The organism is Cupriavidus sp. L7L (assembly GCF_004353535.1).
Taxonomy (GTDB): Bacteria; Pseudomonadota; Gammaproteobacteria; order Burkholderiales; family Burkholderiaceae; genus Cupriavidus; species Cupriavidus oxalaticus_A.
In genome coordinates, this window is record NZ_SMNY01000014.1 from 40,365 (window position 1) to 53,231 (window position 12,867).

Sequence of the window (12,867 nt, forward strand, 5' to 3'; positions counted from 1 at the left end):
AACACCAGCGCGTGAACACCGCGACGAATGTTTCGCCGCGGGGCATCCTGAAAGGAGTCTGTCCATGAAGAAACTGCTGCTCTCCCTGTCCGCCCTGTCGATCGCCGCCGCTTCCTCGCTGGCCATGGCACAAGGTACTGGCGTGGGCGCCGGCGCGAAGGCCGACGTCGGCACATCGGTGACCGCGCCCTCCCCCTCCGCCGCCACGCAGGGTGCGTTGAATACCGCGGGCAGCGCCGCCACCGGCGCCACCAGCGCCGCCGAGAAGGGCCTGTCGACCGCGGGTGCGGCAACCGACAAGGGCGTGTCGGCAGCGGGCTCCGCGGCTGACAAGGGCCTGTCCACCGCCGGTGCGGCGGTCGAGAAGGGCGCCAGCACGTCGGCCGATGCCAAGGCCGAAGCCGGCAGCAAGGCCAAGCACGGCAAGCACGCCACCAAGTCGACCAAGAAGTCCAAGGCCGATGCCAGCGTCGGCGCGGGCGCCGAGGCGGGCGCCAAGTTGCAGTAAGCTCGCCGCCAGGTCGGCACAGGCGCGCAGGCCCTGAGGTCCTCAGGGGCCTGACGCGCCGCAGCAAAGCGGGACGGACTCCAGGCCGTCCCGCTTTGCTTTTGTACGCCGGGCTGTACGCCGGGCCGCAACGTGGCGCGCAGGCCTGCGCCATGTGCGCTCTACGCGTTGTGGCCGCGCATCATGTCAGCCTGACACCGACAGCCCGCGCGCGCGGCCGGCACTACAATGACAGCAACGCAAGCGGTTCCGCCTGCACCCGACTGCACCGGGCAATGTGCCGGTCCGTTCAACCCCGTGGAGCCCCTCATGATCCGCGTCCTGATCGCTGACGATCACGAGATTGTGCGTGCCGGGCTGCGACAGTTCATTTCCGACGAGCCCGACATCCAGGTGACTGGCGAAGCCGGCAGCGGCGACGAAGTCATGGCTCGGCTGCGTGACGCCGAATACGATGTGCTGGTGCTGGATATCTCGATGCCAGACCGCAACGGCATCGATGTGCTCAAGCTGATCCGGCAACGCAAGCCTGAACTGCCGGTGCTGATCCTGTCCACCTACCCGGAAGACCAGTACGCCATCAACCTGATCCGTGCCGGTGCTTCAGGCTACCTGACCAAGGAAAGCGCCCCCGACGATCTGGTCAAGGCCATCCGCACGGTGGCGCAGGGACGCCGCTATGTCAGCGCCACGGTGGCCGACCTGCTGATCGGCGGGCTCGACAAGCCGACCGAGCAGCCGGTGCACCAGATGCTGTCCGAGCGCGAGTTCCAGATCTTCTGCAAGCTCTCGCGCGGGCAGTCGGTGTCGGTGATCGCCGACGAATTGTTTCTCAGCGTCAAGACCGTCAGTACCTATCGTTCCCGCATCCTGGAGAAAATGGGCATGAAGACCAACGCTGACCTGACTTACTACGCTATCAAGAACGGCCTGGTCGAGTAGCGGCGGGCCGCGGGCCGCATCGCGGCCTGCGGCTGATCGCACCGGACCGGGCCTGCAAACCAGAACATGTCGGAGCAGGCTTCGAACACTTCCTACCGGGCGCTGAGCATACTGCTGATCGAAGACTCGGCAGTCCTGCGAGGCATGCTGCTCGAATACCTGAAGGATTTCCCGTTCATCGAGAATGTGGACTGGGCCGACACCGAAGCCATGGCCCTGCGCCTGCTCGATGCCGGCAAGTACGACGTCGCCATCGTGGACCTGCAGCTGCGCCAGGGCAACGGCATCAATGTGCTGCGCGCAATGCAGCGCAAAGGCACGGACACCGTGCGTATCGTCTATACCAACCACGCCGAGGTGCAGATGTACCGCAGACAGTGCGCCGAGGCGGGTGCCGATTATTTCTTCGACAAGTCGCTCGAGCTGGAGCAGGTGTTCCGCGTGATCGAGGAGCACGCGGCGGCGGCGTCCTGATCCTCCTGGCTATCCTTCAGGCAGCACCCATCAGGCGCGTGCAGGCTCTTCGCCTTCCGGCTCCTCCGCCGGCGCCAGCACGGATGCCGTCAGCGGCACCTCGATGTGAATGCGAACGCCCGCGTGCGCCGACGAGTCGATCTTCATGCTGCCGCCCAGCGCGGTGACGCGCTGCTCCATGCCGAGCAGGCCGTGGTGGCCGGCGATGCTGCCGGCGTCGAAGTCGGGCGGCAGGCCCTTGCCGTCATCGCGCACGGTCAGCGTCAGCAGCTCGCCGCGGCACGCCAGGCAGACCTCGACGCGCCTGGCTTCCGAGTACTTGCTGGCATTGGTCAGCGATTCCTGCACGATCCGGTACAGCGCGATTGCCGCTTCGTCGCGCAGCGCCGGCAGGTCCTCGGGCACGCTGACTTCGGTTTCCCAGCTGTTGCGCGCGCCGACTTCCTCCACCAGCTGGCACACCGCGGCGCGCAGGCCGAGGTTGAGCAGCACGGTGGGGCGCAGGTCCTCGATCAGGCGGCGCTTGATCTGGATGCCCTGGTCGACGTGCAGCATCACCCGCGTCAGGCGCTCGGCGCCTTGCGGATGCGCCTGCTGGATCTGGCGGCGCACCCAGTGCAGGTCGAGCTTGATGGCGGTCAGGATCGCACCCAGCTCGTCGTGCAGCTCGCGCGCCAGCCGGGTTTTCTCGTCTTCGGTAACGCGCTGAAGGTGAGCCGCCAGCGCAGACAGCTGGCGCGTGCGCGCGCGCACCTTGCGGTCGAGCTTGGCGCTTTCCTCTTCCAGCTGCGCGCGCACCGCCTCGGCCATGGACAGGCGCTTGGCGTGGCCCACGCCGACCGCGAGCAGCAGGATGATGTTGATCGCGGTCAGCAGGCCGATGCCGTAGCGCGACAGCTGCACATCGTTCTCGGCGCCTTCCAGCCGGTGCGAGACCGAGCCCGCCTCGCGCGCCTGCAGCTGGTCGAGCCCGCGGCGCGCGTTGTCCATGGTCTGCTTGCCGTAGTCGGTGCGGACCAGGTCCAGCGCCACTTCCAGGTCGCGCTTGCCATAGACCAGCGTCAGCGCCATCTCGTTGAGCTTGCTGTTGATCAGCTTGGAGGTGTCGCCAAACATCTTCAGCCCCTCCGGGTCGTTGGCATAGTCCGCGCGGATCTGCGCCATCAGCTCGGCGATGCGCGGCAGCCCCTTGTAGTAGGGCTCGAGGTAGCTCTCCTTGCCGGTCAGCAGGAAGCCGCGCTGGCCAGCCTCGGCGTTGACCAGCTCGCCGTTGAGCGCGGCCAGCTCGGTCTGCACGCGCTGCGAGCGGATCACGTCGGTGTAGCTTTCGCGCAGGCGGATATTGCCGGTTTCCGACGCCACCAGCACCGCCAGCGTCAGCACGATGCCGCCCGCGAGCAACAGCGTGTGAGGAAGAAATGACTGCTTGAACATGGGGGCATCTTTCCTGTGGTTGGGGTGCGCTGCCTGCCCGTGCGGCGCCAGGGAGCGCTCATGGGATCACATCGATCCGCATGGGTCAACCTTGATGCGTCGGGCGTGCCGCGCCCTTACTGCCATGCTGTAGGACTCGGCTGACAGCGGAATCGGCTCGCTGTCGGTATTGGCGCGGCGGCTGGCTTCCTACGATGAGGCTATGAGCTTGCACCTTGTGGCGCAAGTCTTCACTTGGGCTCCGGGCCAGTGCCGGCCCGGTCAGCCATCTTCGGGAGCCTAGCCATGCTGCACTATGCACTCGTATTTTTCGTCATCGCCCTGATCGCGGCGATCTTCGGCTTCGGCGGTATCGCTGCCGGCGCCGTGGAAATCGCCAAGATCCTGTTCTTCATCTTCCTGGTCGTGGCACTGGTGGCCGCGGTGATGGGACTGGTCCGCAGGCGATAGCGCCGGCCACGCGCCGGCTCCTGTGCCGATCGCAACCTGAGGAGACCCTATGCTGACCCAGAACCCCAAAGTCCGGAAGGAACTGAACCACTTGTCCGACAGTGCCGACAGCGCCATCCGCCATCTCAAGCACGCAGCGCGCGATTCGCGCGAGGCCGCTGCGCCGGTTTCCGGCGAGGTCAAGGCGCTGATCGCCCAGTTGGAGCACACCATCGAAGTGCTGGCGCGGGAAGGCTCGGCCGAGAGCCTGCGTGCCGGCCAGCGGCTGCGCGACCGTGCCAGCGAGATGGCGCACCGGCTGCGCGACCAGACCACCGACGGCATGATGCGCGCCCGCGAACGGATGGACGGTGCGGTCGAACACTCGCGCCAGCGGGTCGTCGATTCGCCACTCAAGGCGGTGGCGATTGCCGCTGCCATCGGTGCGCTGCTCGGTGTGCTGCTGGCCAACGGCCGCCACCACGAAGAGGAGTAGGACTGGCGGCACCGGGCCCCGCGCGGCGGGGCCCGTGAAAAGCATTCCCCCCTTTCCGGCGCCCTCGTCCGGAAGCCCGGCAACCCAACTCGGTGCCGGGCGTCTTTTTTTGTGCGCGCCGCGCGTACGGCGGCGCGCCCGGGGCTGCCTTGCCTTCGGGCTACACCCCCCACAGGACGTTTGTCCCTTCCCGCTGCGAGGCGCGCAGCATGTCCAGGAAGGGATAGGCGCGCTGCCCCAGGTGCAGCGGCTCTTCCTCGTCTTCATCGACTCCCGACTTGCCTTCCACGGCCGTGCCGGCGGGATGGTCGCGGCGCGCGTCGGTCACTGCCGCTTCCAGCTTCTGGATCGCGCGCGGCAGTTCTTCGACGGTGATCACCCCCCGTTCCCCGAGATGCTTGCCGATGATGCCCAGCAGCGTGATGGCCAGATCCTTCATCATGATCAGGTCTTGCGCAGCGTGGGATTTGAAGGTGATCAGCATGGTGTGGTTTCCTTTTCCGGACATGCAGGGGACGGCGTTCCCGGGGGCGGGAAGCCGCATGGATTGTGGCCCGGGGCCATCTTCGCGCATGATGTCAGCATAGCACCTGATAAAATTCCGCGTTCCCGATTCCAATGCCTGTTTCAATGCCTGTTGAGCGGCGCGGCGTACCTTTGCCGTCACATGCCGCTTCGGGCGTTGGTGCCGCACGTTGGTGCCGCAGTTGGTGCCGCATTTACGCGGCGCCTGAATACTTGCCCACAGGGCTTCCGACATCCATGCTGCCTGTTCAGACCTCCAATCTCGCCGCCGCGTTCACCGATGCCGTGCGCGTGCTCGCCCCGGCCGATGCCACCCTGCCCGCCGTCACTTTCGAGCGGCCCAAGGCGGCCGCCCATGGCGACCTTGCCTGCAACATCGCCATGCAGGTGGCGCGCGCGCTCAAGAGCAATCCGCGCGAGCTGGCGCAGCGCATCGTCGCCGCAGTGCAGGCCGATGCGCGCGCGCAGGGCCTGGTCGAGGCCATGGAGATCGCCGGTCCCGGCTTCATCAACCTGCGCCTGACCGCAGCCGCCAAGGCCGACGTGCTGCGCGCGGTGCTGGCCGAGGGCGACCACTACGGCGCGCGCGAGCGCGGCGTGCAGGGCCAGGTACTGGTCGAGTTCGTCTCGGCCAACCCGACCGGCCCGCTGCACGTGGGCCACGGGCGCCAGGCGGCGCTGGGCGACGCGCTCGCCAACCTGCTGTCGTGGCAGGGCTTCCATGTGCACCGCGAGTTCTACTACAACGATGCCGGCGTACAGATCCAGACCCTGGCGCTGTCGGTGCAGGCGCGCGCGCGCGGCCTGAAGCCGGGCGACGCCAGCTGGCCCGAGTCGGCCTACAACGGCGACTACATCGCCGACATCGCCGCCGATTTCCTCGCCGGCAAGACCGTCAGCGCCTCCGACGGCGAGCCCGTGACCGCGTCGGGCAACGTCGAGGATATCGATTCGATCCGCAAGTTCGCCGTGACCTACCTGCGCAACGAGCAGGACATCGACCTGCAGGCCTTCGGCGTCAAGTTCGACCGCTACTACCTGGAGTCGTCGCTGTACAGCGACGGCCGCGTCGAGGCCTCGGTGCAGTCGCTGGTCGCCAAGGGCAAGACCTACGAGAGCGAAGGCGCGCTGTGGCTGCGCACCACCGACGACGGCGACGACAAGGACCGCGTCATGAAGAAGACCGACGGCACCTACACGTACTTCGTGCCGGACGTGGCCTACCACACCACCAAGTGGGAGCGCGGCTTCACCAAGGTCATCAACGTGCAGGGCAGCGACCACCACGGCACCATCGCGCGCGTGCGCGCCGGCCTGCAGGGCCTGGACATGGGGATTCCCAAGGGCTACCCCGACTACGTGCTGCACAAGATGGTCACCGTGATGAAGAACGGCGAGGAGGTCAAGATCTCCAAGCGCGCCGGCTCGTACGTCACGGTGCGCGACCTGATCGAATGGTCCAACGGCCAGGATGACACCTGCGAGACCATCCGCGGCTGCCTGGAGCAGGGCGTGGCCGACTGGCCGGCGCACTTCACGCGCGGCCGCGACGCGGTGCGCTTCTTCCTGCTGTCGCGCAAGGCCGATACCGAGTTCGTGTTCGACGTCGACCTGGCGCTCAAGCAGAACGACGAGAACCCGGTGTACTACGTGCAGTATGCCCACGCCCGCATCTGCTCGATCTTCGAGTCGTGGGGCGGCGCCGACTGGGAGAGCCGCCTGGCCGAGCTGGCCGGCGCCGACCTGTCGGCCGTGACCGGCCCCGAGGCCGGCGCCCAGGCGCAGGCGCTGGCCCGACGCCTGGCCGAGTTCCCCGACATGCTGTCGGACGCTGCCTCCGAACTGGCGCCGCATGCGGTTGCCTTCTACCTGCGCGACCTGGCCGGCGATTTCCACGCCTTCTACAATGCCGACCGCGTGCTGGTCGACGACGAGGCGGTCAAGCGCGCCCGGCTGGCGCTGCTGGCCGCGACACGCCAGGTGCTGCGCAACGGCCTGGCGGTGATCGGCGTCTCGGCGCCGCGCCGCATGTAATCGACGGGCGCCCAGCGGGGCGCCCGGTGGGACCCACAGGGCTGCCCGGCGGTGGCCCTATAATCCCGGCATCACCTAAGAGGACTTCATGCAACAGCAACGCAAGCGCGATGCGCGCAAGGCCCGCCGCAGCCAGCAGCGCGGCGGGACGTTCCTGGGCCTTGTGCTCGGGCTGATCGTCGGGCTGGCCATCGCCGTGGTGGTCGCCCTCTACATCACCAAGTCGCCGACGCCGTTCCAGCAGAAGAGCGCGCCGCGGCCGAGCGAGCCGGGCAACGTCGCCAGCCAGCTGCCGCCGCCGGCGCAGCCCGCCGACCAGGGGCCGAGCGACCCGAACAAGCCGCTGTGGAGCAAGACGCCGGCCAAGCCGGTGGGCCAGGCGCCCGAGCCAGAACCCAGGCCGGGCATCCAGCCGAGCCAGCCAAGCCAGCAGAACGGTCACCAGAACGGCCGCCAGAACGGCGAGCCGCCGGTGGCGGTCACCCGCCCGGCGGAGAAGCCCGTCGAGAAGCCGGCCGAAAAACCCGCCGACAAGCCTGTCGCAACCAAGCCGGCGGAAAAGCCGGTGTCCGACCCGATCGCCGAGATCGCCCAGGCCGACGCCAACAAGGTCGGCTACCTGCTGCAGGTGGGCGCGTTCCGCTCGGCCGACGACGCCGACCGCCAGAAAGCCAACCTGGCGATGCAGGGCTTCGAGGCCCGCATCACCGAGCGCGACGTCAACGGCGTCAAGATGTACCGCGTGCGCATGGGCCCATACAATCGCATCGAAGACATGAACAAGACGCGCGAGCGGCTGCAGTCGCAGGGCTTCGAGGCGTCCGTGATCCGCTTCACCAAGCAGTAATGGTCAGCGGGAACCCCGGCTCGGGCGTTATGCGCCTGGGCGGGGCACACCCGGCCACGAAAGCGTCATAAATACGCCGTAACCAACGCAACACCCTTGTCACTGCGGCGGCGGCGCCCGGGCTGAACCGGACGCCGCCGCCGCGGTCATACGCTCATCGACCCAACCGCAAGGCCGCACCAAGATGAAGAAACTCGCCGCACTGTTCGCCATGTTCGCCGCCGTGGGCGGCCTGCTGATGTCCGCGCCGTCCCAGGCTGCGCCCACCGAGGGCAAGGAATACCAGGTCCTGAAGGCGCCGCAGCCGGTCACGCCGGGCAAGATCGAGGTCACCGAGTTCTTCTGGTACGGCTGCCCGCACTGCTTCGACTTCGAGCCCGACCTGGAAGCCTGGGTCAAGAAGCAGGGCGGCAATGTCGTGTTCAAGCGCGTGCCGGTCGCCTTCCGCGACGACCTGCTGCCGCACACCAAGATCTTCTATGCGCTCGAAGCCATCGGCAAGCTCGACGCCATGAACATGAAGGTCTTCAACGCCATCCACGTCGAGCGCAAGCGCCTGCTCGACAGCAACGAGATCGCCGACTTCATGGCCAAGAACGGCGTCGACCGCAAGGCTTTCCTGGACGCGTATAACTCGTTCACGGTGACCACCAACGCCCAGCGCGCCAACAAGATCGCCGACGCCTACAAGATCGACGGCGTGCCGACCGTGGTGGTGCAGGGCAAGTACGTGACCTCGCCGTCGATCACCGGCAACAAGCAGGGCGCGATCCAGGCCATGGATTACCTGGTGGAGCAGGTGAAGGCGAAGAAGATGTAAATCCGACTGGCGGCCTTGAACAGGCCGGTGGTTTGCCGAACGGCTGGTATCCTGTACCAGCCGTTTTTCATTTCGGACAGCCTTCTTCCATCCATGCGTCCCCTCAAAGTCTTCCTCACCGGCGCCTCCAGCGGACTCGGCCAGGCGCTGGCGCGCGAATACGCGTCGCAGGGCGCCATCCTCGGCCTGGTGGCCCGGCGCGAAGACGCGCTGCGCGAATTCGTGGCGACGCTGCCTAACCCGGGCGCGGTGCGCGTCTATGGCGCCGATGTGCGCGATGCCGATGCGATGGCGCGCGCGGCGGAAGACTTTCTCGGCCATTTCGGCTGCCCCGACGTGGTGATCGCCAATGCCGGCGTCTCGGTCGGCACCGTCGCCAGCGAACGCGAGGACCTCGACGCCTTCCGGCAGGTGATGGACACCAACTGGTTCGGCGTGCTGACCACGTTCCAGCCTTTCCTGCACGCGATGCAGCAGCGCGAGCCCGGGCCCGGCGGCCGGCGCGGCACGCTGGTCGGCATCGCCAGCGTCGCCGGCGTGCGCGGGCTGCCGGGCGCCGGTGCATACAGCGCGTCGAAGTCGGCTGTGATCAAGCTGCTGGAGAGCCTGCGGCTGGAGCAGCGCCCGCTTGGCATCCGCGTGGTCACGATCGCGCCGGGCTATATCCGCACGCCGATGACCGCGAAGAACCCGTACCGGATGCCGTTCCTGACCGATGCCGACGTGTTCGCGCGCAAGGCCGCGCGCGTGATCGCCGCCGGCCGGCGCTTCCGCGTGATCCCGTGGCAGATGGGCGTGGTGGCGGGGCTGATGCACGTGATGCCGCGCTGGCTGTACGACATGGTGGCGACCGGCGCGCCGCGCAAGCCGCGGCGCGGGGAAAGCAAGGAGCCCTGACGATGTGGACCGATGCCATTGGAGAGCAGCACGCCGCCGCAAGCGGCGAGGTGCGCATTGCCTCGCTGGTGCCATCGGTGACAGAACTGCTGTTCGCGCTCGGGCTGGAATCGCAGATGGTGGCGCGCACCGGCTTCTGCATCCACCCGGAACCGGCCGTGCGCGCGGTGCCCAAGGTCGGCGGCACCAAGGACGTCAGGGTGGCGCGGCTGCGCGAGCTGGCGCCCACGCATGTGGTGGTCAATATCGACGAGAACCGGCGCGAGACCGTCGACGAGATCCGCGCCTTCGTGCCCAACGTGATCGTCACGCATCCGTGCGCGCCGGAAGATAATTTGCCGCTGTACCGGCTGCTGGGCGGCATTTTTGGCCGTCATACCGAGGCCGAATCGCTGTGCGCGGCCTTGCAGGCCGAGCTGGATGCCATCCGCGCGCGTGCCTGGCCGGCGCGCCGCGTGCTCTACGCGATCTGGCAGGACCCGTGGATGACGGTGTCGCGCGACACCTATATCAGCCGCATGCTGGCGCTGGCCAACTGGCAGACCTGGCCAGGCGGCGCGGGCGCCGTGCAGGCGTGCGCGGGCGGCGATTGCAGCCGCCCCAACGCGCCCGGCGAACGCTATCCCACCTTCCGCTGGAGCGATGCGCTGGTGCGCGAGCTCGACCTGGTGCTGCTGTCGACCGAACCCTATCGCTTCACCGAAGACCACGCCGACGCGCTCGAGCGCCAGCTCGGCAAGCCGGTGCTGCTGGTCGACGGCGAGATGCTGTCGTGGTACGGCAGCCGCGCGGTGGACGGCGTGCGCTACCTGGCGGCGCTGGCGGCCGCCAACTGACTTGCGCGATCAGGCGGCGCGGAAGCGGTACACGCCGTCGTCATCCAGTTGCCGCACCAGCTCGCCGCGGTGCCACAGGCAATGCAGGTGCGCCAGCGATTCGCCCATGGCGAAGGTCATCTGGTGGATGTCGAACTGGCGCTTGAAGATCACGCTGACGATATCGTGCGCGCAGCACGGCTTCTCGCGGCAGGCTTCCAGCGTTTCGGCGAGGCGGTCGGCATGGTGCTCGCGCAGCTGCATGATGCGGGTATGCAGGTTGCGGAACGGGCGGCCGTGCGACGGGAGGATCAGCACGTCCTGCGGCAGCGGCTCGTAGCGGGTAAGCGAGTCCAGGTAGAGCTGCAGCGAATTGCCTTCCGGCTCCATGTCGAACACGCTGACGTTGGTCGAGATGCGCGGCAGCACCATGTCGCCGGACACCAGCACGTTGGTCGCTTCGTTGTACAGCGCCACGTGCTCGGGCGAATGGCCGAAGCCGGTTATCACGCGCCAGCCCGAGGTGGCCGCGTCAGTGCCGATCCGCACCGTGTCGCCTTCCATCAGGCGGCGGTACTGCGCCGGCAGGTCGGGCACCAGCGACGGGTAGTAGGTCTTGCGCGCGCGCAGCTTTTCCTGGCTGTCGGGATCGGTCAGGCCATGCCGCGCGAAGTGCGCGGCGGCCGCGTCGCCGCCCGCGCTGGAGCCGGCACCGGTGCCGGTGCCCATCACGCGCGCGCTCATGTAGTCGCCCAGGCTCATCCACAGCCGCACGCCGAAGCGCTTGCACAGCCAGTGCGCCAGGCCGACGTGATCGGGGTGGCTGTGGGTCACCAGCACGCGCACCACCGGCAGCCCTTCCAGCTCGTTGGCGAAGATGGTTTCCCAATGCGCCTTGATGGTGTCGTTGGTAATGCCGCAGTCGATGATGGTCCAGCCGTCGCGCCCGTCCAGGCGGTCGCGCAGCAGCCACAGGTTGATATGGTCGAGCGCGAACGGCAGCGGCATGCGCAGCCAGTAGACGCCGGGGGCGACTTCCTGCTTGGTGCCGGGATCGGGCATGGTGTCGCCGAACGGGTATTGGAGCTGGTGTTCGAGTGCGTTCATGAGGAGTCTCTTGTTCGAAGCCTTGTGCCGGGCGGGGGCAGGCAGGCTTTCTCGTTGCGGGGCGCGCGGGCGTAACGTTCCGGTTCGCGCCAGTTGCCAGTCGCCAGGGTTGACGCTAACGTAAACGTCAACTCTGGCGGTTCGTCTCCATCTTAAGCGAAAACTTGACTTCGCAACGAACGACCGTTCACTTTACTGGGCGCACCCATGGCAGTCACGCAACCTCCAGCCTCCGCAACCTACACCATCACCGACCTCGCCCGCGAGTTCGATGTCACGCCCCGCGCCATCCGCTTCTACGAAGACCAGGGCCTGCTGTCGCCGGAGCGCGAAGGCCCGGGCGGCCGCAAGCGGGTCTACAACAGCCGCGAGCGGACCCGGCTGAAGCTGACGTTGCGCGGCAAGCGGTTAGGGCTCACTCTCAACGAGATCCGCGAGATCCTGGATCTCTACGAGTCGCCGCGCGACACCGCACCGCAGCTCGAACGCTTCCTGCACGCGCTTGCCGCCCACCGCGGCGCGCTGGAACGGCAGATGGAAGACCTGCAGGCGCAACTCGCCGAGATCGACCAGCACGAGCGCCATTGCCGGGACTTGCTGGCCGCCCAGACCGGCGGCAAGCCCGCGGCCACGGAGGGCGGCGATGCCCCGGCCCGGAAGCGATCGGCCTGATGCATCACCTGGCACGGCTTCCGTGCCGATTTGGATTGACGTTTACGTAAACGTAAATAGAATACTCCAACGCTCCACACCGGAACCCAGCCATGACGCCTGCCAACACCAGTGCCCTTGCTGCCGAAAGTGCCGAACCTGACGCGCTGTCCGCCGCGCGCGCCGATGCCATCGCCACCAGTTTCTCGCGCCAGGGGCTGATGACCAGCTTTGGCGCTACGCTGCAGCGGGTGGAGCGCGGCGAAGTCGAGATCGCGATGCCGTGGTCCGATGGAGTGACCCAGCAGCACGGTTTCTTCCACGGCGGCGTAGTTGGCGCGCTGGCCGACAGCGCCTGCGGCTATGCCGCGCTGTCGATGGTGGGCGAGGGCGAGGCGGGCCTGACCGCCGAATACAAGATCAACCTGCTGTCCCCCGCGCAAGGCGAACGCCTGGTCGCGGTGGGGCGGGTGCTGAAGCCCGGGCGCACACTGATCGTGGCGCAGGGCGAGGTCTACGTCGAACAGGCGGCGCAGCAGGGCCGCCGCAAGCAGGTGGCCACCATGCTGATGACGCTGTGCGTGGTCAAGACCCTGGATCACGTCTGAAGCACGAATACAAAGCGAATCCAAACAGGAGACCGACATGACCGAACTGCCAGGCCTGAAATTCGACCTCGGCGAAGACATCGAGATGCTGCGCGATTCCGTGCGTACCTGGGCCCAGGCCGAGCTGGCCCCGCGCGCGGGGGAGATCGACCGCACCGACCAGTTCCCGATGGACGCCTGGAAGAAGATGGGCGACCTCGGCGTGCTCGGCATCACCGTGGCCGAGGAATACGGCGGCGCCAACATGGGCTACCTGGCGCACATGATCGCGATGGAAGAG

At 67.5% G+C, this 12,867-nt stretch carries 16 protein-coding genes; 13 read left to right on the forward strand and 3 right to left on the reverse strand.

Annotation, left to right across the window (positions count from 1 at the left end; translation table 11 throughout):
* The first annotated feature begins 64 nt into the window (after positions 1-64).
* The 3 genes from E1J61_RS15810 (at position 65) to E1J61_RS15820 (ending at position 1,924) form a co-directional block, all read left to right on the forward strand.
* The gene (locus E1J61_RS15810; protein WP_133095001.1) at positions 65-508 is read left to right on the forward strand and encodes a hypothetical protein; all 444 of its coding nucleotides are present in this window, start codon (positions 65-67) and stop codon (positions 506-508) included.
* Positions 509-817: 309 nt separating this feature from the next.
* Complete coding sequence (locus E1J61_RS15815; RefSeq protein WP_133095002.1) at positions 818-1,450, forward strand: response regulator transcription factor; 633 nt, start codon at positions 818-820, stop codon at positions 1,448-1,450.
* 66 nt (positions 1,451-1,516) lie between these two features.
* Positions 1,517-1,924: a response regulator gene (locus E1J61_RS15820; protein ID WP_133095003.1), complete on the forward strand. Its 408-nt coding sequence runs from the start codon at positions 1,517-1,519 to the stop codon at positions 1,922-1,924.
* A 30-nt stretch (positions 1,925-1,954) separates the two neighbouring features.
* On the opposite strand, the gene E1J61_RS15825 is transcribed toward E1J61_RS15820, so the two are convergent.
* Positions 1,955-3,358: a CHASE3 domain-containing protein gene (locus E1J61_RS15825; RefSeq protein ID WP_133095004.1), complete on the reverse strand. Its 1,404-nt coding sequence runs from the start codon at positions 3,356-3,358 to the stop codon at positions 1,955-1,957.
* Positions 3,359-3,643: 285 nt separating this feature from the next.
* Here E1J61_RS15825 and E1J61_RS15830 point away from each other — a divergent pair, with 285 nt between their 5' ends.
* Positions 3,644-3,808, forward strand: coding sequence for a DUF1328 domain-containing protein (locus E1J61_RS15830; RefSeq protein ID WP_029047756.1), 165 nt, complete (start codon positions 3,644-3,646; stop codon positions 3,806-3,808).
* A gap of 49 nt (positions 3,809-3,857) precedes the next feature.
* Positions 3,858-4,283 carry a DUF883 family protein gene (locus E1J61_RS15835; protein WP_133095005.1) on the forward strand — a complete coding sequence of 142 codons (426 nt, stop codon included), beginning with the start codon at positions 3,858-3,860 and terminating at the stop codon, positions 4,281-4,283.
* A 160-nt stretch (positions 4,284-4,443) separates the two neighbouring features.
* Here E1J61_RS15835 and E1J61_RS15840 read toward each other — a convergent pair whose 3' ends face one another.
* Positions 4,444-4,767 (reverse strand): DUF1840 domain-containing protein, encoded by a 324-nt coding sequence (locus tag E1J61_RS15840; RefSeq protein WP_063239886.1) that lies wholly within the window; start codon positions 4,765-4,767, stop codon positions 4,444-4,446.
* A 278-nt stretch (positions 4,768-5,045) separates the two neighbouring features.
* Between E1J61_RS15840 and argS the strand changes: the two genes are divergently transcribed.
* The 5 genes from argS (at position 5,046) to E1J61_RS15865 (ending at position 10,242) form a co-directional block, all read left to right on the forward strand.
* Positions 5,046-6,842, forward strand: a complete 1,797-nt coding sequence (gene argS, locus E1J61_RS15845; protein ID WP_133095006.1) for an arginine--tRNA ligase — start codon at positions 5,046-5,048, stop codon at positions 6,840-6,842.
* 88 nt (positions 6,843-6,930) lie between these two features.
* A complete protein-coding gene (locus E1J61_RS15850) occupies positions 6,931-7,689 on the forward strand; it encodes an SPOR domain-containing protein (protein ID WP_133095007.1) in 759 nt (252 codons plus the stop codon).
* 184 nt (positions 7,690-7,873) lie between these two features.
* Positions 7,874-8,509: a thiol:disulfide interchange protein DsbA/DsbL gene (locus E1J61_RS15855; RefSeq protein WP_133095008.1), complete on the forward strand. Its 636-nt coding sequence runs from the start codon at positions 7,874-7,876 to the stop codon at positions 8,507-8,509.
* 93 nt (positions 8,510-8,602) lie between these two features.
* Positions 8,603-9,406: an SDR family oxidoreductase gene (locus E1J61_RS15860; protein ID WP_133095009.1), complete on the forward strand. Its 804-nt coding sequence runs from the start codon at positions 8,603-8,605 to the stop codon at positions 9,404-9,406.
* A gap of 2 nt (positions 9,407-9,408) precedes the next feature.
* A complete protein-coding gene (locus E1J61_RS15865; protein WP_133095010.1) occupies positions 9,409-10,242 on the forward strand; it encodes a helical backbone metal receptor in 834 nt (277 codons plus the stop codon).
* Between the two features lie 9 nt (positions 10,243-10,251).
* Here E1J61_RS15865 and E1J61_RS15870 read toward each other — a convergent pair whose 3' ends face one another.
* Positions 10,252-11,328 carry an MBL fold metallo-hydrolase gene (locus E1J61_RS15870; RefSeq protein WP_133095011.1) on the reverse strand — a complete coding sequence of 359 codons (1,077 nt, stop codon included), beginning with the start codon at positions 11,326-11,328 and terminating at the stop codon, positions 10,252-10,254.
* Positions 11,329-11,535: 207 nt separating this feature from the next.
* On the opposite strand from E1J61_RS15870, the gene E1J61_RS15875 reads away from it, so the two are divergent.
* The 3 genes from E1J61_RS15875 to E1J61_RS15885 form a co-directional block, all read left to right on the forward strand.
* Positions 11,536-12,000: a MerR family DNA-binding transcriptional regulator gene (locus E1J61_RS15875; RefSeq protein ID WP_133095012.1), complete on the forward strand. Its 465-nt coding sequence runs from the start codon at positions 11,536-11,538 to the stop codon at positions 11,998-12,000.
* 92 nt (positions 12,001-12,092) lie between these two features.
* Positions 12,093-12,587: a PaaI family thioesterase gene (locus tag E1J61_RS15880; RefSeq protein WP_133095013.1), complete on the forward strand. Its 495-nt coding sequence runs from the start codon at positions 12,093-12,095 to the stop codon at positions 12,585-12,587.
* 37 nt (positions 12,588-12,624) lie between these two features.
* On the forward strand, positions 12,625-12,867 hold a 243-nt coding region (locus tag E1J61_RS15885), incomplete at its 3' end, for an acyl-CoA dehydrogenase family protein (protein ID WP_207951216.1).